Origin of the sequence: Affinundibacterium fentianense (assembly GCF_018139545.1) — a bacterium.
Lineage (GTDB): Bacteria > Pseudomonadota > Gammaproteobacteria > Burkholderiales > Burkholderiaceae_D > Undibacterium > Undibacterium fentianense.
This window is the reverse complement of the sequence record NZ_JAGSPJ010000004.1, coordinates 344,721-362,181: the sequence shown is the minus strand read 5'-3', so window position 1 is coordinate 362,181 and position 17,461 is coordinate 344,721. Positions and strand designations below refer to the sequence as shown.

Below are 17,461 nucleotides of genomic sequence, written 5' to 3'. Positions count from 1 at the left end.
TTTCACAATGCAATATGTGTATGTGTTGCGGGGACTTTGGATAGTTCATCATTTTGATGAATTTCTAGCCGCGCTTTAGCTTAAACAAACACGAGGTGTAATGCAAAGAAGTGGTATTAAATTAGAGAAAAAGAATAAAAAATGGCGAACCGAAGTTCGCCATTTTTAGGATAAAGAACTAATTCAATTAGAACTTGATCGTTGCACCTACACTGAAATAACGACCAACTGCATCGTAGTATTGTGGGAAGGTGTTACCGCTGTTCGTACCAGTGGAACCAATTGTAGAACCAACAATTGGAGGCATTTTGTTAGCAGCATTGTTGATACTGATGTTCAAACGGATGTGTTTGTTGAAATTCCACACAGCGCTTAAATCAAAGTAATCAAACGCATCAATTTTTGCGTAAGCTGGCAAGAAGTTTGTTCCACCTGGTTCCTCGATTACACCACTAACATGACGCCAGTTGTAGCCGAATACGAATTCACCAAATGTCCATGCTGTACGTTGAGTGAATTTGTTTTTGTATGTTGGGCCACCACAAGCAACTGAGTAGTAACCTAAGCAATCACGATCAACCGATGCAGGCGTTGGTTGTGCGTGATATGACGTTGTTTTGTTCATATCAAAGCCCAAATCCAAACGACCATACTTGGAATCGAGTCCCAAAGTTGTCATTGGCAATTGGTATTTCACACTTAAATCGTAACCAGCTGTACTTTGTGTACCTAAGTTAGATAAAGTCGTGACCACGCCTTTGGAATCTGTACCATTGAAGCTACCGTTTGCAGTGCTACGGAAAATCAATCCACAAGATGCATTCATTGTCAGGCTAGGGTTAAACTTGGTTGAATAGCAGCCATCCAATACGTCGGTTGTGGTTGGTGAAGAAATCGCCTTGGTAATATCGATTTTGTAGTAATCGAGACTGATTGCCAATTTTGGCAATGGTTCAATCACAAAACCGATCGTTTTGGTTTTCGCTTCTTCAGGTCCTAGGTTTGGATTGCCACCGCTTTGACGATTGATTTGGCCAGCAGATGGTTTGTCTAATGAACCAATGACACTCGCTGGAACACCAGTCAAGCGGCACAGATTAGACAAAGTACCAGCAGTATTTGCTTCTGATGCATTGATCAAATTCAATTGGCATGGATCAGTCGCTAAGTTACTCAAACCAGTTGTTTGTGGTGCAAACAATTCATTCACGTTAGGCGCACGTGTCGCCAATTGCACCATACCGCGGAAACGTAAGGATTTAACAGGTTCCCACTCACCACCGTATTTGTAGCTACCGTAGTCTTGCGTTTTTTTCGCAGTCGCAAAATTCGTTTGGCGATAACCGATTTCAGCATTCAAAGTACGAATGAAAGGCAAATCTTTGATCAAAGGAATAGCAGCTTCGACAGCGTATTCTTTTAATTTGAATGTACCTGTACGGTCAGGAGTTGGAGCGCCAGTACCTAATACTTCACCTTGCAATTGGGAAGCCGCATCGGATTTTGTGTAAGCGGTTAACTTACGTTGTTCAGCGCTGACGGAAACACTGATTGGCTGTTTCGCCCAAGGACTACGGAGATCACCCAAATCACCGGAAGTGGAAATCGCACCGACGTCTTGCTCTACGCCTTGCATCAAGATCGCACTTTGGTTAATGAAGGCAACTTGCTCAGGTGTGATTGAACCTGCAGCGCCCCAAACGTTCAAAGGTACGCAGCCATTCGATGCATCTACGCACTTACCAGTTGCAACAGAGTTCAGAGCTTGTTTTACTTTAGACAATGAACCCCAGTTTTTACGAATTTGAGTTTGGTCTGCTGTACCACGACTCCAGTAAGCATCGTAGTTCCAAGAACCAGCGATTTCACCTTTTGTACCCAAGGTATATTGCAAAGTTTTGTTATCAAAGTCGTTGAAACGTGGACCCATTTCAGTGATGCGGCGACCAATCGTCAATGGGACAATCGTTGTGTTACCTACGACGCAATCCGCTGCCGCGATGCCGCGACGTTGGCATAACTGGTCACGTGTTGCCGCAGGAATAAATGGGTTACCGATAGGTACGTTGAATGTGTTATTGAATGTACCTGATTCAGCCAAAGTGGAAGCGACTTTACTCGCTGTATAAAACATCTCGCCGTAAACTTCAAAATTGTCGTTAATTTTGTAGTTTGCCAATGAGGTCGCTTGTGAGCGATCTAAGCCTGTGACGTAGTAGTTCAGTGGGTTGAAGTTGTACAAACCTACTGGCTGCACTAATTTACCTGTGGTTGGATCAATCTGCCATGTACCAGCCAAGACATCGGTACCACCTGTGCCTTTGGTTGTGGACATTGCCGCTGGGACTGTTGTACCAGATCCATCAGCTGCGCCAGTAACAGAGTTCAAAGCGCTCAAACCATAGCTACGGGTACCTTGTGTCAAAGGATCGGATTTTGTGCGGCCTAAGCTTAATACTACGTTACCACGACCTTCGTCGAGGCTAGCACCCATGGTGACGTCGGTACGATTACGTTTTGCATCAGATTTACTGGTTGAACCGTAGGAGGTATTAACTTCAAAACCTTGGAAATTCTTTTTCAAGTTGAAGTTGGCAACACCTGAGACGGCGTCAGCACCGTACACCACTGAAGCACCGCCTGTGACCAAGTCAACACGGCTCAACAGTGCGATAGGAATCGAGTTGGTATCGACTGTACCGCTCAGATCATAAGGTACTAGACGACGGCCATTGATCAACACCAAGGTACGATTAGAGCCCAAGCCGCGCAAATCAATCGTTGCTGCACCGCCCGTACCGTTATTTGTTCCAGGGCCAATCGCTGGAACAGCTGCCGGTAAGCCTTTGAAAAATTCTTCTACCGCGACAGGTTGAGAAGATTTAATTTCTTCCGCTGTAATGGAGCCAATTGGGCTATTCGATGTTGTTCCTGGAGAAGTAATGCGTGTACCAGTAACCACAACAGTTTCTAATTTTTTTTCTTGAGCGACAGCAGGTAAGGCCATGACACCCATACTTGCCACGACACTGCCCGTGAACATTAATCGCATTGACCGCGATAGCGCTTTCTCAATCATTGACTACTCCTTTGAAGATAATGGCATACGAAAAATAACCATTGTTAATTGGGGTTAGATTTACAGCTTCCCTCTGTTCTTATATTTGTTTATTTCGACACATCTGACTTTGTGTGCCTTGAACAGCAACAAGGATTCGAAAAATCGTTGCGGGGTCTATAAGACCATTTTCATCCTGATTGTGTCAATGAAAGAAAGCTTTCTGTTTATGGGATACAACATGCGTTTTCACGATATGAGCGAGAGCGTTGTATTTCATGTTTTGCGCTCAAAAACAGTTGATTTTTGAAAGCTTTCGTGTAGGAAACTTGTTATCCTAACTCAATGATTAACGAATTGGAAATGTTGCGGTGGACTATTTATTGTTGGGTTTGGCAGCCTTCGCTGCTGGCTTTGTTGATGCTGTTGTGGGTGGTGGTGGGTTAATACAATTACCAGCATTGTTTTCAGTTTTTCCCTTTGCGCCGCCGGCGAGCTTGTTAGGCACAAGTAAATTTGCGGGAATTTGGGGAACCTCCGTTGCCGCTGTGAACTATGTTAGGTCAGTCCGTTTGGATTGGGCGTTAGTGGTTCCTGCGGGTATCTTGGCATTTTGTTTTTCGTTTCTAGGTGCAATCACCGTTACGCATATCCCCCCTACTTATTTGCGCAAGGCGTTGCCTTTCATTTTGGCGTCGATAGCTGTCTACACGTTTTGGAACAAAAATCTCGGACAGCAATCTGTTGCACGGTGGTCGCGCCGAGACGAGCTGTGGTTGGTTTTATTGGTAGGTGCTGCGATTGGATTTTATGATGGATTCTTTGGGCCAGGCACAGGCAGTTTTTTTATTTTTATCTTTGTTAGATTATTCGGGTATGATTTTTTGCGTGCATCGGCCTCAGCTAAAGTATTGAATGTGGCGTGTAACGCTGCGGCATTGTTGTGGTTTGGCTTCAGTGGTCATGTGATGTGGATTTTGGGGCTGGGAATGGCTGTTTGTGGTGTTTTGGGCTCCGTTACTGGAAGTCGTTTAGCAATACAATATGGTAGTGGATTTGTGAGGAGTTTATTCCTGGTTGTGGTTGCAGCCTTGGTGTTGAAGACCAGTTACGACGGGTTCATTAAGTAGCTTTGTTTCACGTGAAACTTTTTGGGGTGCTGTGACTCGATTATCGATAGTTATAAAATGAGTTTGAAGTTAAATGGATGATAAAATTTTTCGACGCACGCAGCTGGGTGATGCTGAGATTAGGCAGCGAAGTTTATCGCTGAGTAAAAGCGAGCAGCTTGTCTTGTTGTCTGTCGATGGTGAAAGAAAGCTGACGGAGTTGCATGCTGACTTTGCGGGTGATCAGTTCGACTTTTTGGCAGTGTTCAAGGGATTGGTGAAAAAGAACCTGGTCACTTCGGAGCCTCGCGTTGTTTTGAATATTGATTCAGAGTTGATGGCTGCGCAGATAGAGAACTTCAATTCGGATGAGTTTTTTTCCTCGTCCATGGATCCTTTGCACACGGGTTCGGGGCTTGTGGTCGACACTCGAACCAATTCGCTTCGCTCAGTGAATTTAAAGAAAAGAAAGCAAAGCAATTTCGACGACGTGGATATTCCCTTGTCGCTTGAGTTGGATACTGAGTTACGAAAGAAGAAGGAAAAGAGGTCTCAAAAATTGGTGCAGGTATTTCCGAATCCAGAAAAAAAGAGGAGGAAGCGGTCGAGACGAGTTAAGCAGGCGCCTGTTAGTAAATGGCCGTTACGTATTTCTGTGGCAGTCATTTTCGTTGGTGTTGTATTGGTTTTGATCGCCCTGTTTTTGTAATCTTTGATTTTGTTTCACGTGAAACAAAAATACTGTATTTTCACTGGAAATTTGCGTTGGAGTCATATTTTCACTGAAAAGCAACTATAATCGTGCCTCGTAGTATTTTCGTCGTTTTATCACTAGGCAATCCCTCCTCGAGCTATCCACATGTTTTATCCAACTGAATTCGATGTCATCATCGTCGGCGGCGGTCATGCCGGTACTGAAGCTGCATTGGCTTCGGCCCGCATGGGGCAAAAGACCTTATTGTTGACCCATAACATTGAAACCTTGGGGCAAATGTCCTGCAATCCATCAATTGGTGGTATCGGCAAGGGGCATTTAGTTAAAGAGGTGGATGCGATGGGTGGTGCCATGGCAATCGCCACTGATGAGGCCGGGATACAGTTTCGCATTTTGAATTCATCTAAAGGTCCGGCGGTGCGAGCAACCCGCGCGCAAGCTGATCGAATTCTGTACAAACAGGCGATCCGTAGTCGCTTGGAGAATCAAGAAAATCTTTGGCTATTTCAGCAGGCTGTCGATGATTTAATGGTCGAGGGAGATCGTGTTGTCGGTGCTGTCACACAAGTAGGGCTAAAGTTTCGAGCTCGCGCAGTTGTCCTGACGGCAGGGACTTTCCTAGATGGCAAAATTCATGTTGGTCTAAATAGCTACTCAGCGGGACGAGCTGGCGATCCACCGGCCATTTCATTGTCGAGTCGGTTGAAAGAACTTGCCTTGCCTCAGGGGCGTTTAAAGACAGGAACGCCACCTCGTATCGATGGCCGTAGTATCGACTTTTCTCGAATGGAAGAGCAGCCAGGCGACTTGGATCACTTGCCAGTGTTTTCTGTGATGGGTAATGTTGCTATGCACCCACGGCAAGTTCCATGCTGGATTACCCATACCAATGCGCGAACGCACGATATTATTAGGTCGGGGCTGGATAGGAGTCCGATGTATACCGGCGTCATTGAAGGTGTTGGTCCGCGTTATTGTCCCTCCATCGAAGATAAGATTCATCGTTTTTCTGGTAAAGAGTCGCATCAAATTTTTCTTGAACCAGAGGGACTGACAACCAATGAGTTTTATCCGAACGGTATCTCTACCAGTTTGCCATTTGACGTTCAATTGGACTTGGTACGCTCAATGGTGGGCATGGAAAACGCTTATATTTTGAGACCGGGATATGCAATTGAATATGACTTTTTTGATCCGCGTGGTTTGAAATCATCATTAGAGACGCGTGCTATTCAAGGCTTGTTTTTTGCCGGTCAAATCAATGGAACGACCGGTTACGAAGAGGCCGCCGCACAAGGTATGCTCGCAGGCCTGAATGCGGCTTTGCAAACGCAAGGTAAAGAAGCGTGGGTGCCTCGGCGAGATGAGGCCTATCTTGGCGTACTCGTCGATGATCTGGTGACGAAAGGTGTGCAAGAACCGTATCGTATGTTCACCAGTCGAGCGGAATTCCGTCTAAGTTTGCGAGAGGACAATGCTGACATGCGCTTAACCGAAATCGGGCGTAAGCTAGGATGTGTTAGCGATCAGCAATGGCAGTTGTTTGAAGAAAAGCGTGAAGCTGTTTCACGTGAAATGGAAAGATTGAAATCAACTTGGGTTAATCCTAGGATCGTCGATGATGCCGAAGCGGAGCGGGTGGTTGGTAAGGCATTGGAGCGAGAGTATTCTTTAGCTGACTTATTGCGCCGGCCTCAAGTCACTTACGATCAACTGATGACCTTGACTGGGAAAGAAGGTCAATCCTTGGCTGGTAATCCAGTGATTGACCCAGCGGTAAAAGAGCAAATAGAGATTCAAGTCAAATATTCTGGTTATATCGGACGTCAAGCCAAAGAGGTGGAACGTCAAGCGCACTATGAAAATCTAAAGATGCCGAAAGATTTTGACTATTTGGACGTCAATGGTCTATCGATCGAAGTGAAACAAAAACTGAATGCGCAACGACCCGAAACCTTAGGGCAGTGTGGTCGTATTTCTGGAGTTACGCCAGCAGCATTGTCGCTTTTGTTGGTCCATCTAAAAAAGCGCGGTTTCCAAGGATTCGCGAATGCAGCGTCAGCCAATGATGAGTCTTTGAATATAAAAGTAGCAGGTGAATAGTCGATGAGTCGATTCGATAAAGACGCTCTGGGACAAGAGCTGAGAGACGGTATTGGCCACTTAGGCTTGCCTTTGAACGAAGATCAAGTGGAGAAGATGCTCGCCTATTTGGCTTTGTTAGTGAAGTGGAATTCTGTCTATAACTTAACCTCAATTCGTGATCCGCACGACATGGTGAAGCAGCATCTACTTGACTCTTTGTCCGCTGTTCATGCGTTCACACAAGCGAAGAATATCCTTGATGTCGGTTCAGGAGGTGGCTTGCCCGGTATCGTATTGGCGATTGTGTTTCCGAACGCCTCGGTGACAATGATAGATATCGTGAACAAGAAGACCGCTTTTTTAACCCAGGTAAAAGCTGAGCTCAAACTTAGAAATGTGACGGTGCATACTGGCCGTGTTGAGTTGTTAAAAGTCGAGCAAGCATTCGATGTGATTACTTCTAGAGCATTTTCTGAATTGAATAACTTTATCAATTGGTCCCATCATTTGTTGGCCGAAGACGGGCGCTTTCTGGCGATGAAAGGAATTTCCCCAACACAGGAAATTGAACGCTTACCAGTAGGTTGGGAAGTCGAAAGTATTGAGCCTTTGCAGGTGCCGGGATTGCAAGTCGAAAGACATTTGGTGCATGTGAAGAAAGCGGACTAAATTATTTTCGTTACACGTGGAACAAGTAGTACAGGTATTTTCTTTTAACCGCAATTATTCTAAAAAGTGTCTATGGCTAAAATTTTTTGCGTTGCCAATCAAAAAGGTGGTGTAGGAAAAACTACTACAACGGTGAATTTGGCCGCCGGTTTGGCAAAACTTGATCAGCGTGTTTTGCTGGTCGATCTTGATCCGCAAGGTAATGCCACGATGGGTGCGGGTGTTAATAAGGCTAAGATTGAATCCTCTGTTTATCAAGTTTTATTGGGTATGGCAGATGTCCAATCTGCCGTAGTGCGATCAGAATCGGGGCAATTTGATATCCTTCCCGCCAATCGTGAATTGGCAGGTGCCGAAGTCGAAATGGTGGAACTTGAAAACAGAGATAAGCGTCTGCGAATCGCCTTGGCGGAAGTGGGCGCTAACTACGATTTCATTTTGATCGATTGCCCTCCGGCCCTTTCAATGTTGACTCTCAATGGTTTATGCGCAGCTAACGGCGTGATTATCCCTATGCAATGTGAATACTACGCATTAGAAGGGCTGTCTGACCTGGCAAATACAATCAAGAAGGTTTCTGCCAATCTCAACCCCGATTTAAAGATTGTTGGTTTACTGCGTGTGATGTTTGATCCACGAATGACATTGTCACAACAGGTATCTGACCAATTGGAACAACATTTTGGTGACAAGGTCTTTAAAACAGTGATTCCGCGCAATGTCCGATTAGCCGAGGCGCCGTCATATGGAATACCAGGGGTGGTATTTGATCCATCTTCAAAAGGGGCGCAAGCTTACATTGCTTTTGGTGCCGAAATGGTCGAACGAATCAAGACATTAGACAAGAAATAATTTGAAAAGTATGAATATGGCAACGAAAAAACAAAAAGGATTGGGCCGAGGTCTGGATGCATTGTTAGGCGGCTCGGATGATTTTGCCGAGGCTGTCCCCAATATTGTAGGAGCCCCAACGACTTTGCAGGTCAGCCAAATGCAAGCGGGTAAGTATCAGCCACGTACTCGCATGGATGAAGGGGCACTAGCTGAACTGGCATCATCAATTAAGGCTCAAGGCCTAATGCAGCCAATATTGGTTCGTCCAATTGGGCAAGCCAAAGGGCTTGTCCAGTACGAAATTATTGCGGGTGAACGCCGTTTCCGTGCATCTCAGATGGCAGGGTTGAGTGAAGTACCGGTGCTCGTCAAAGATGTAGACGATCAAGCAGCGGCAGCGATGGCCTTGATCGAAAATATACAACGAGAAGACTTGAATCCGCTTGAAGAGGCGCAAGGGATTCATCGCTTAATTTCTGACTTTACGTTTACCCACGAACAAGCAGCAAACGCGGTTGGCCGTTCTCGTAGCGCGGTGTCAAACTTATTGCGTTTGTTAAATTTAGCTCGACCAGTTCAGACGATGTTAATGGCTGGTGATATTGATATGGGGCATGCGCGTGCCTTATTGGCGGTTGATTCCGCGACCCAAATCCAGCTTGCCAATCAGGTGGTCGCGAAACGGATGTCGGTTCGAGATACTGAAAAATTAGTCGCGAAAACCAGTGCTGAATTGATCGCGCCTGCCAAATCAAAAGATAAAGCAGAAAAATCTCGGGACATTACCCGCCTTGAAGAAGAATTATCTGACCTACTAGCAACACAAGTGACTTTGAAGATGGGTAGCAAAGGAAGAGGGCAAATGCTTATTGATTTCGCTGATCTTGATTCACTTGATGGCGTGATTCTTAAGATCCGTGGCCAGTAGACTGCTGTTATATATTTAACAACATTTAAAAAAAGGCAAAAGTAAGGCCTGAAAATTGATTTTATGCATTCGTCATACTTGCATAGAAAGTGAAGTGAAAATAGCAATTTTTTTATTTTTACACGGAGAATTTGCCGAAAAGTCGAAGACTATTGGGCAAATGAAAAATAAAACGAAATTTGTTGCGTTGCATCAAACGTTTGACGCTGCCTATACATGCACGTATAATTCCGTGGCTTTGAAAAATCTGCCTGATTGTGTACAAAATCTGCACCAAAATAGGACCAGAGCAGCACTGAAATAGCGCAAATACAGCACCAGCACCACGCAAACTAGGATTCACCTAGTCAAGATCGAGAATAATAAAAGAAGAAAAACGCGTAAGGTGTGTTGGGGGAAAACGAATACTTGTAGTAAAAACTGGGGAGTAGCATGGCGCGCATCATCCTGTTGCAGTTTGCAGCAGCTTTTATCGCGGCGCTGGTGGCGTTGTTAGTGTCTGGCTTCTCTTCCGGAATATCCGCTCTACTCGGCGGTCTATGTTGCGCGCTCCCGAACGCGTTTTTTGCTTTGCGCTTACTCAGTAGCGTGCGAAAACCCGGCGGTGCCAACCCGATGAATTTTTTCATTGGCGAGTTTATAAAAATTGCACTGACTTTGGCTCTTATGGGAGCTGTAGTTATGTTTTACCCTGATTTGAATTGGCTGGCGTTTCTCGCTGCATTCATCGTGGTAATGAAAAGTTATTTAATACTACTCTTTAGGCATTGATTATGAGCGCAACTGAGCACGCCCCAACCCCATCGGAATATATTTCCCATCACCTGGGTCATTTGGCTAATTCACATGACCAACAAACAGCATTGGTTGATATGTCCTATATCAACTACGATACGATTATCTGGTCCGTGTTTTGCGGCCTCCTCGCCATCATCTTGATGTACTTAGCTTCTCGTAAGGCGACTTCTGGTGTTCCAGGCCGTTTCCAATGTGCGGTTGAAATGGTTGTCGAAATGGTGAACGATCAAGCTAAGAGCATCGTGCACGGGAATGTGTCTTTCATCGCACCAATGGCGTTGACGGTGTTCGTATGGGTTTCGTTGATGAACTCTATGGACTTTTTGCCAGTTGATTTGTTCTCAGTGTGGCTGTTCCCATTAGTCGGTATTAATCCAGAGATTCACCATCGCGTTGTTCCAACTGCTGATTTGAACGGCACTTTGGGTATTGCTATCGGTGTGTTCGCTTTGATGATGTACTACTCTTTCAAAATCAAAGGCGTTGGCGGCTTCATCAAAGAATTGTGCACAGCTCCATTTGGTCCAGCAATGTTGCCATTCAATATTATGTTGAACTTGGTTGAATTTGCTGCCAAGACTTTCTCTCTCGGTATGCGACTGTTCGGTAACATGTTCGCAGGTGAGTTGTTGTTCTTGTTGATCGCTTTGCTTGGTGCGTACAGCCATTTCGGCGGTATCGGTCAAGTGATTGCTGGTTCTGTTTGGGCGATCTTCCACATTTTGATCGTGTTCTTGCAAGCGTTTATTTTCATGATGTTGACCTTGGTATACATGGGTCAATCACACGACGCACACTAATTCGAATGGTCGCGGCGAGTCTTAACGAACTGCGACAATTCAAGTGAAGTAATCAGTTTTAGTATTGGTTTTAGTTTTTGGTTTTTTGGTTTTGGTATTTTAATTTTTTAACTTTTAGGAGTTTTCTCATGACTAACGTCGCATTTGTAGCTTTGGCTTGTGGTTTGATCATCGGTTTGGGCGCTTTGGGTGCATGTATCGGTATCGCTATGATGGGTGGTAAATATTTGGAAGCGTCTGCTCGTCAACCAGAATTGATGGACAAATTGCAAGGCAAAATGTTGTTGTTGGCTGGTTTGATCGACGCTGCGTTCATTATCGGTGTTGGTATCGCTATGTTCTTCGCAACAGCGAACCCATTCAAAGGTTAATTGAATTTCCTTTTTCTACCGTGGTGTTGGTCAAAGCGGTCAACACCCGCGGAACGATAATTCAGACAAGGAAACGACATGAATCTTAATCAAACAATGTGGTACCAAGCGATTGTATTTTTCGTACTCGCTTGGTTCACCATGAAATTCGTATGGCCACCGTTGATCGGCGCCATCGATGATCGCAGAAAAAAAATCGCTGACGGTTTGTCCGCTGCAGATCAAGGCCAAGCTGCTATGAAAGAAGCTGAGAAAAAAGTTCAGCTCGAATTAGCAGGTGCTCGCGAAGAAGGCTTGAAACAAGTTGCAAACGCTGAGAAGCGTGGTCAATTGATCGTTGAAGAAGCTAAGAATGCTGCTAATGCAGAGGCCGCACGCATCATCGCTGCAGCCCAAGCAGAAGCCGCAAATCAAGTCACAAAAGCACGCGAAGAATTGCGCGACCAAGTAGCTGCTCTGGCAGTTAAAGGTGCAGAGCAAATTTTGAAGCGTGAGGTGAATGCAGCTGCGCACGCAGATTTGCTCAACCAATTAAAGACTGAGCTGTAATCATGGCTGAACTCGCAACGATCGCTCGTCCATACGCAGAAGCGTTGTATCGCGTTGCAAAGTCTGGCAACTTGTCCGCTTGGTCGGAATTAGTTGCTGAGATGGCGCAAGCTGCGGCACATCCCGATGTAGTGGCTCTTGCACACAACCCCAAAGTCTCCGCAGGTCAAACTGCTGAGGCTTTCTTGTCCGTGTTGAAGTCAACTGTAACTGCTGAAGCAAAGAACTTCATCAATACATTGACTGAATATGACCGTTTAACTTTGTTGCCAGAAATCGCGGCACAATTTCATACTCTGCAAAATGCCGACACTGGTTCTGCAGATGCGGAAATTGTCAGCGCGTTTGAAATGTCTGACGCACAAGTTAAAGAATTAGCGGCAACACTGGAAAAGAAATTTGGTCGCAAACTGCACCCAACCGTGACAGTGGATTCTTCACTGATCGGTGGTGTGCGTATCGTGGTTGGTGATCAAGTGCTGGATACTTCGGTTCGTGCCAAGCTGCAACAGATGCACAACGCTTTGACAGCTTAATGCTGTTCAAGTACTGAAACAATTTTAGGAGTTTGTATGCAACTCAACCCATCAGAAATCAGCGAGTTGATCAAGAGCCGTATTCAAGGCCTTGGTGACAGCGCTGAGATTCGTAATCAAGGTACGGTTATTTCCGTTACCGACGGCATCTGCCGCATCCACGGTTTGTCCGACGCGATGCAAGGCGAGATGTTGGAATTCCCAGGCAATACATTTGGTCTGGCTTTGAACTTGGAACGTGATTCCGTTGGTGCCGTTATTCTCGGTGACTACGAACACATCTCCGAAGGCGATACAGTTAAATGTACAGGTCGTATTTTGGAAGTACCTATCGGCCCAGAATTGCGCGGCCGTGTTGTTAACGCGTTGGGTCAACCAATCGACGGCAAAGGTCCTATCAATGCAAAATTGACTGCGCCAATCGAAAAAATCGCCCCAGGCGTTATTGCTCGTCAATCCGTTTCTCAACCATTGCAAACTGGTTTGAAGTCTATCGACTCCATGGTTCCAGTTGGTCGTGGTCAACGTGAATTGATCATTGGCGATCGTCAAACTGGTAAAACAGCGGTAGCGATTGACTCGATCATTAACCAAAAAGGTCAAGGCGTTACATGTATCTATGTAGCGATTGGTCAAAAAGCTTCTTCCGTTAAAAACGTTGTGCGTTCTTTGGAAGCACACGGCGCGATGGAATACACTATCGTTGTGGCAGCGACTGCATCTGAATCTGCAGCGATGCAATACGTATCCGCATACTCCGGTTGTGCGATGGGTGAATACTTCCGTGATCGCGGCGAAGACGCATTGATCGTTTATGATGACTTGTCGAAACAAGCGGTTGCATACCGTCAAGTTTCCTTGTTGTTGCGCCGTCCACCAGGCCGTGAAGCGTACCCAGGTGACGTGTTCTACTTGCACTCCCGTTTGTTGGAACGTGCAGCACGTGTTAACCCAGACTACGTTGAAGCATTCACTAAAGGTGAAGTTAAAGGTAAGACAGGTTCATTGACAGCATTGCCTATCATTGAAACGCAAGCTGGTGACGTTTCCGCTTTCGTTCCAACGAACGTCATTTCGATTACTGACGGTCAGATCTTCTTGGAAACTTCCTTGTTCAACTCTGGTATTCGTCCAGCGATTAACGCGGGTATTTCCGTGTCTCGCGTGGGTGGTGCAGCGCAGACTAAAGTTATCAAAAACTTGTCCGGTGGTATTCGTACTGACTTGGCGCAATATCGTGAATTGGCAGCGTTTGCTCAGTTCGCATCTGATTTGGACGAAGCAACACGTAAGCAGTTGGATCGTGGTGCCCGTGTTACTGAATTGTTGAAACAAGCTCAGTACGCACCATTGTCTATCTCTTTGATGGCGTCCAGTCTGTTTGCTGTGAACAAAGGCTTCTTGGATGATGTACCAGTGAAGAAAGTATTGTCTTTCGAATCTGGCATGCATAACCACTTGAAGACAAATCAAGCAGCGTTGTTGGCAAAGATCGAAGAAAGTAAGCAACTGGACAAAGATGGCGAAGCTGCCATGGCTGCCGCAATTGCTGATTTCAAAAAATCCGGCGCATTTTAATTTACCGTAGCTAGAAGGAGTCAATACTCATGGCTGCAGGTAAAGAGATACGTGGCAAGATCAAAAGCGTAGAGAATACGAAAAAGATCACTAAGGCGATGGAAATGGTTGCCGCTTCTAAAATGCGCAAAGCGCAGGACAGAATGCGCGCTGCTCGCCCATACAGTGAGAAGATTCGTAATATCACCGCTAACTTGTCACAGGCCAACCCAGAGTACACGCATCCTTTCATGGTTCAACAAGATCAAGCTAAGAAAATTGGCTTGATCGTTGTAACGACTGATAAGGGTTTGTGCGGTGGCTTGAATACCAACGTTTTACGTTTGGTCACCAACAAGATGCGTGAACTCGAAGGTAAGGGTTCAAAAATTGAAGCGGTCGCGATTGGTAACAAGGGTCTCGGCTTCCTGAATCGTGTAGGTGCAAAAGTTGTGTCGCATGCGATCCAACTCGGCGATACGCCGCATCTCGATAAATTGATTGGTCCAGTAAAGTTGTTGCTGGATGCGTATCAGGAAGGCAAGCTCGACGCGGTTTATTTGAGCTACACCAAATTCATTAACACCATGAAGCAAGAGCCAGTGTTAGAGCAATTATTGCCTCTGACAGCGGACAAGCTGGAAACAAATGCAGCATCTCATTCTTGGGACTACATTTACGAACCAGACGCAGCGACGGTGATCGATGAATTGTTGGTGCGTTATGTAGAAGCGCTGATCTATCAAGCAGTGGCAGAAAACATGGCGTCAGAACAATCGGCACGTATGGTGGCGATGAAATCTGCAAGTGATAACGCGGGTAATGTGATTGGTGAGTTGAAACTGGTTTATAACAAAACCCGTCAAGCTGCGATTACTAAAGAGCTCTCCGAAATCGTCGCCGGCGCGGCAGCGGTTTAAACGAAATTTAATATTATTGAAGGAACGAACATGGCTAATGGCAAAATCGTTCAGTGTATCGGCGCTGTTGTGGACGTTGAATTTCCACGCGACGCGATGCCTAAGGTTTACGATGCCTTGAAAATGGAAGGCTCCGATCTGACATTGGAAGTCCAACAGCAATTGGGTGACGGTATCGTCCGTACGATTGCTTTGGGTACATCTGATGGCTTACGTCGCGGCATGATGATTAGCAACACAGGTAAACCAATTATGGTTCCAACCGGCAAAGCAACATTGGGCCGTATTATGGACGTATTGGGTAACCCAATTGATGAATGTGGTCCGGTTAGCCGTGAATCACAAGCATCTATTCACCGTAAAGCTCCTGCTTACGACGAACTCTCTCCATCGCAAGAATTGTTGGAAACCGGTATCAAAGTTATTGACTTGGTTTGCCCGTTTGCGAAGGGTGGTAAAGTTGGTTTGTTCGGTGGTGCGGGTGTTGGTAAGACCGTTAACATGATGGAGTTGATCAACAACATCGCTAAAGCACACAGTGGCTTGTCCGTGTTTGCTGGTGTTGGTGAACGTACTCGTGAAGGTAATGACTTCTACCACGAGATGGCTGACGCTAACGTGGTTAACTTGGAAAAGCCTGAAGATTCCAAAGTAGCGATGGTGTACGGTCAGATGAATGAACCACCAGGTAACCGTTTGCGCGTTGCTTTGACTGGTTTGACGATCGCTGAAGGTTTCCGTGACGAAGGTAAAGACGTGTTGTTCTTCGTCGATAACATCTATCGTTACACATTGGCTGGTACTGAAGTTTCCGCGTTGTTGGGCCGTATGCCTTCCGCGGTGGGTTACCAACCAACATTGGCTGAAGAAATGGGCCGTTTGCAAGAGCGTATTACTTCCACTAAGACTGGTTCTATTACTTCTATTCAAGCGGTTTACGTTCCAGCGGATGACTTGACAGATCCATCCCCAGCGACAACCTTTGCTCACTTGGATTCCACCGTTGTTTTGTCTCGTGACATCGCATCTTTGGGTATCTACCCAGCGGTTGATCCATTGGATTCCACATCTCGTCAGTTGGACCCACAAGTTGTTGGTCAAGAGCACTATGAAACAGCACGCGCTGTTCAAGGTACTTTGCAACGCTACAAAGAATTGCGTGACATTATCGCGATTTTGGGTATGGACGAATTGGCTCCTGAAGATAAGTTGATCGTTGCTCGTGCACGTAAGATGCAACGTTTCTTGTCTCAGCCTTTCCACGTTGCTGAGGTATTTACTGGTTCCCCAGGTAAATACGTTTCACTGAAAGATACAATCAAAGGCTTCAAGATGATTGCATCCGGTGAACTCGATCACTTGCCAGAACAAGCGTTCTACATGGTAGGTACAATCGACGAAGCGATCGAAAAAGCGAAGAAAATGGCAGCATAATTATTCCTTACCCTCCGATTAATGGAGGGTGAAGAATGAAGCCCCCCTTCCTAGAATGTCGAATTCAGGGGAGGGGAAGCAAACTAAAAAGGTTAGCACATGGCACATACTATTCACGTTGACGTCGTTTCTGCAGAAGAGAGTATCTTTTCTGGCGAGGCATTGTTCGTCGCGTTGCCGGGTGAATCAGGTGAGTTGGGTATCTATCCAAAACACACTCCATTGATCACACGTATTAAGCCAGGCGCAGTGCGTATCAAGGTTGAAGGTAAAGCTGAAGACGAATTCGTATTCGTTGCAGGCGGTATCTTGGAAGTACAACCAGATACAGTGACTGTATTGGCTGATACAGCGATTCGTGGCGCTGATCTTGATGAAGCAAAAGCAGCGGAAGCTAAGAAATTGGCGGAAGAAGCTTTGGTTAATCGCGAAGCAGGCATCGACTATGCGCAAGCACAAGCCGAGTTGGCATCAGCGATCGCACAATTGGCAGCGATTCAGAAATTGCGTTCTAAGCGTTAATTCAAGCAACGCATCAATTTGCACAGCAAAGACGATGTAGAAGCAAAAAAATGTATTACGAAAAAGTACTACAATAAAAAGGCAGCCACGGCTGCCTTTTTATTTTTTCCACGAGAGTGAGCATGAACTCTATGTCTGATAATTTAATTGATCAATTATTGATCTCAGCAAAAACCATCGCTGTCGTTGGAATCTCCAATAAACCAGAGCGTGATAGTTACAAGGTAGCGAACTATTTGCAGGCACATGGTTATCGCGTCCTTGCTATCAATCCACAGCAAGCGGGTAATGAAATCCTCGGAGAAATGTGCTATCCAAGTCTTCGATTGGCCGTTCAAGCGACGGGGCTAGAAGTCGATATCGTTGATTGCTTTAGGAAGGCTGAGGATATCCCAGCCATCTTTGAAGAAGCCCAACAAGTCAATGCGAAATCAATCTGGATGCAATTGGGCATCGTGAATGAGCGCGTTGAGCAACTAGCGCGAGCGAGTGGAATGCAAGTCGTGATGGATCGTTGTACAAAAATTGAACATAAGCGCTTGCATCATATCCTTGAATGACTTCGTGTCGGAGCAG

At 45.7% G+C, this 17,461-nt stretch carries 17 protein-coding genes; 16 read left to right on the top strand and 1 reads right to left on the bottom strand.

Features of this window, described 5'->3' with window-relative positions; genetic code table 11:
* Nucleotides 1–187: 187 nt before the first annotated feature.
* A complete protein-coding gene (locus tag KDM90_RS11355; RefSeq protein WP_212675715.1) occupies nucleotides 188–3,079 on the bottom strand; it encodes a TonB-dependent receptor domain-containing protein in 2,892 nt (963 codons plus the stop codon).
* Between the two features lie 350 nt (nucleotides 3,080–3,429).
* Between KDM90_RS11355 and KDM90_RS11350 the strand changes: the two genes are divergently transcribed.
* The 16 genes from KDM90_RS11350 to KDM90_RS11275 all read left to right on the top strand — a co-directional run bounded on the left by KDM90_RS11350 (nucleotide 3,430) and on the right by KDM90_RS11275 (nucleotide 17,445).
* Nucleotides 3,430–4,188, top strand: coding sequence for a TSUP family transporter (locus KDM90_RS11350; RefSeq protein WP_212675714.1), 759 nt, complete (start codon nucleotides 3,430–3,432; stop codon nucleotides 4,186–4,188).
* A 73-nt stretch (nucleotides 4,189–4,261) separates the two neighbouring features.
* Nucleotides 4,262–4,876, top strand: coding sequence for a hypothetical protein (locus KDM90_RS11345; protein WP_212675713.1), 615 nt, complete (start codon nucleotides 4,262–4,264; stop codon nucleotides 4,874–4,876).
* A 150-nt stretch (nucleotides 4,877–5,026) separates the two neighbouring features.
* On the top strand, nucleotides 5,027–6,985 hold the full coding sequence (gene mnmG, locus KDM90_RS11340) for a tRNA uridine-5-carboxymethylaminomethyl(34) synthesis enzyme MnmG (protein ID WP_212675712.1): 1,959 nt from the start codon (nucleotides 5,027–5,029) through the stop codon (nucleotides 6,983–6,985).
* Between the two features lie 3 nt (nucleotides 6,986–6,988).
* A complete protein-coding gene (gene rsmG / locus KDM90_RS11335; RefSeq protein WP_212675711.1) occupies nucleotides 6,989–7,636 on the top strand; it encodes a 16S rRNA (guanine(527)-N(7))-methyltransferase RsmG in 648 nt (215 codons plus the stop codon).
* 72 nt (nucleotides 7,637–7,708) lie between these two features.
* Nucleotides 7,709–8,488 (top strand): ParA family protein, encoded by a 780-nt coding sequence (locus KDM90_RS11330; RefSeq protein ID WP_212675710.1) that lies wholly within the window; start codon nucleotides 7,709–7,711, stop codon nucleotides 8,486–8,488.
* 16 nt (nucleotides 8,489–8,504) lie between these two features.
* Nucleotides 8,505–9,398 (top strand): ParB/RepB/Spo0J family partition protein, encoded by an 894-nt coding sequence (locus KDM90_RS11325; RefSeq protein ID WP_212675709.1) that lies wholly within the window; start codon nucleotides 8,505–8,507, stop codon nucleotides 9,396–9,398.
* Nucleotides 9,399–9,830: 432 nt separating this feature from the next.
* Nucleotides 9,831–10,169, top strand: a complete 339-nt coding sequence (locus KDM90_RS11320) for an ATP synthase subunit I (protein WP_212675708.1) — start codon at nucleotides 9,831–9,833, stop codon at nucleotides 10,167–10,169.
* A 2-nt stretch (nucleotides 10,170–10,171) separates the two neighbouring features.
* Nucleotides 10,172–10,996: a F0F1 ATP synthase subunit A gene (atpB, locus tag KDM90_RS11315; protein WP_212675707.1), complete on the top strand. Its 825-nt coding sequence runs from the start codon at nucleotides 10,172–10,174 to the stop codon at nucleotides 10,994–10,996.
* 128 nt (nucleotides 10,997–11,124) lie between these two features.
* On the top strand, nucleotides 11,125–11,367 hold the full coding sequence (gene atpE / locus KDM90_RS11310; RefSeq protein WP_186917574.1) for a F0F1 ATP synthase subunit C: 243 nt from the start codon (nucleotides 11,125–11,127) through the stop codon (nucleotides 11,365–11,367).
* Nucleotides 11,368–11,445: 78 nt separating this feature from the next.
* On the top strand, nucleotides 11,446–11,916 hold the full coding sequence (locus KDM90_RS11305; RefSeq protein WP_212675706.1) for a F0F1 ATP synthase subunit B: 471 nt from the start codon (nucleotides 11,446–11,448) through the stop codon (nucleotides 11,914–11,916).
* A 2-nt stretch (nucleotides 11,917–11,918) separates the two neighbouring features.
* Nucleotides 11,919–12,452: a F0F1 ATP synthase subunit delta gene (locus tag KDM90_RS11300; protein ID WP_212675705.1), complete on the top strand. Its 534-nt coding sequence runs from the start codon at nucleotides 11,919–11,921 to the stop codon at nucleotides 12,450–12,452.
* A 36-nt stretch (nucleotides 12,453–12,488) separates the two neighbouring features.
* The gene (gene atpA, locus KDM90_RS11295) at nucleotides 12,489–14,030 is read left to right on the top strand and encodes a F0F1 ATP synthase subunit alpha (RefSeq protein ID WP_212675704.1); all 1,542 of its coding nucleotides are present in this window, start codon (nucleotides 12,489–12,491) and stop codon (nucleotides 14,028–14,030) included.
* A gap of 29 nt (nucleotides 14,031–14,059) precedes the next feature.
* A complete protein-coding gene (gene atpG, locus KDM90_RS11290; protein WP_212675703.1) occupies nucleotides 14,060–14,929 on the top strand; it encodes a F0F1 ATP synthase subunit gamma in 870 nt (289 codons plus the stop codon).
* A 30-nt stretch (nucleotides 14,930–14,959) separates the two neighbouring features.
* A complete protein-coding gene (atpD, locus tag KDM90_RS11285; RefSeq protein WP_186917569.1) occupies nucleotides 14,960–16,363 on the top strand; it encodes a F0F1 ATP synthase subunit beta in 1,404 nt (467 codons plus the stop codon).
* Nucleotides 16,364–16,462: 99 nt separating this feature from the next.
* Nucleotides 16,463–16,885 (top strand): F0F1 ATP synthase subunit epsilon, encoded by a 423-nt coding sequence (locus KDM90_RS11280; RefSeq protein ID WP_186917568.1) that lies wholly within the window; start codon nucleotides 16,463–16,465, stop codon nucleotides 16,883–16,885.
* 122 nt (nucleotides 16,886–17,007) lie between these two features.
* A complete protein-coding gene (locus KDM90_RS11275) occupies nucleotides 17,008–17,445 on the top strand; it encodes a CoA-binding protein (RefSeq protein WP_230409745.1) in 438 nt (145 codons plus the stop codon).
* Nucleotides 17,446–17,461: the final 16 nt, after the last annotated feature.

Bases quoted from the DNA above. Each gene is read 5' to 3' on its own strand.
- KDM90_RS11320 (WP_212675708.1), top strand. From the start codon at position 9,831: ATGGCGCGCATCATCCTGTTGCAGTTTGCAGCAGCTTTTATCGCGGCG.
- KDM90_RS11280 (WP_186917568.1), top strand. From the start codon at position 16,463: ATGGCACATACTATTCACGTTGACGTCGTTTCTGCAGAAGAGAGTATC.
- atpA (WP_212675704.1), top strand. From the start codon at position 12,489: ATGCAACTCAACCCATCAGAAATCAGCGAGTTGATCAAGAGCCGTATT.
- KDM90_RS11330 (WP_212675710.1), top strand. From the start codon at position 7,709: ATGGCTAAAATTTTTTGCGTTGCCAATCAAAAAGGTGGTGTAGGAAAA.
- KDM90_RS11300 (WP_212675705.1), top strand. From the start codon at position 11,919: ATGGCTGAACTCGCAACGATCGCTCGTCCATACGCAGAAGCGTTGTAT.
- rsmG (WP_212675711.1), top strand. From the start codon at position 6,989: ATGAGTCGATTCGATAAAGACGCTCTGGGACAAGAGCTGAGAGACGGT.
- KDM90_RS11355 (WP_212675715.1), bottom strand. From the start codon at position 3,079: ATGATTGAGAAAGCGCTATCGCGGTCAATGCGATTAATGTTCACGGGC.
- KDM90_RS11275 (WP_230409745.1), top strand. From the start codon at position 17,008: ATGAACTCTATGTCTGATAATTTAATTGATCAATTATTGATCTCAGCA.
- mnmG (WP_212675712.1), top strand. From the start codon at position 5,027: ATGTTTTATCCAACTGAATTCGATGTCATCATCGTCGGCGGCGGTCAT.
- KDM90_RS11345 (WP_212675713.1), top strand. From the start codon at position 4,262: ATGGATGATAAAATTTTTCGACGCACGCAGCTGGGTGATGCTGAGATT.
- KDM90_RS11325 (WP_212675709.1), top strand. From the start codon at position 8,505: ATGGCAACGAAAAAACAAAAAGGATTGGGCCGAGGTCTGGATGCATTG.
- KDM90_RS11305 (WP_212675706.1), top strand. From the start codon at position 11,446: ATGAATCTTAATCAAACAATGTGGTACCAAGCGATTGTATTTTTCGTA.
- atpD (WP_186917569.1), top strand. From the start codon at position 14,960: ATGGCTAATGGCAAAATCGTTCAGTGTATCGGCGCTGTTGTGGACGTT.
- atpG (WP_212675703.1), top strand. From the start codon at position 14,060: ATGGCTGCAGGTAAAGAGATACGTGGCAAGATCAAAAGCGTAGAGAAT.
- atpB (WP_212675707.1), top strand. From the start codon at position 10,172: ATGAGCGCAACTGAGCACGCCCCAACCCCATCGGAATATATTTCCCAT.
- atpE (WP_186917574.1), top strand. From the start codon at position 11,125: ATGACTAACGTCGCATTTGTAGCTTTGGCTTGTGGTTTGATCATCGGT.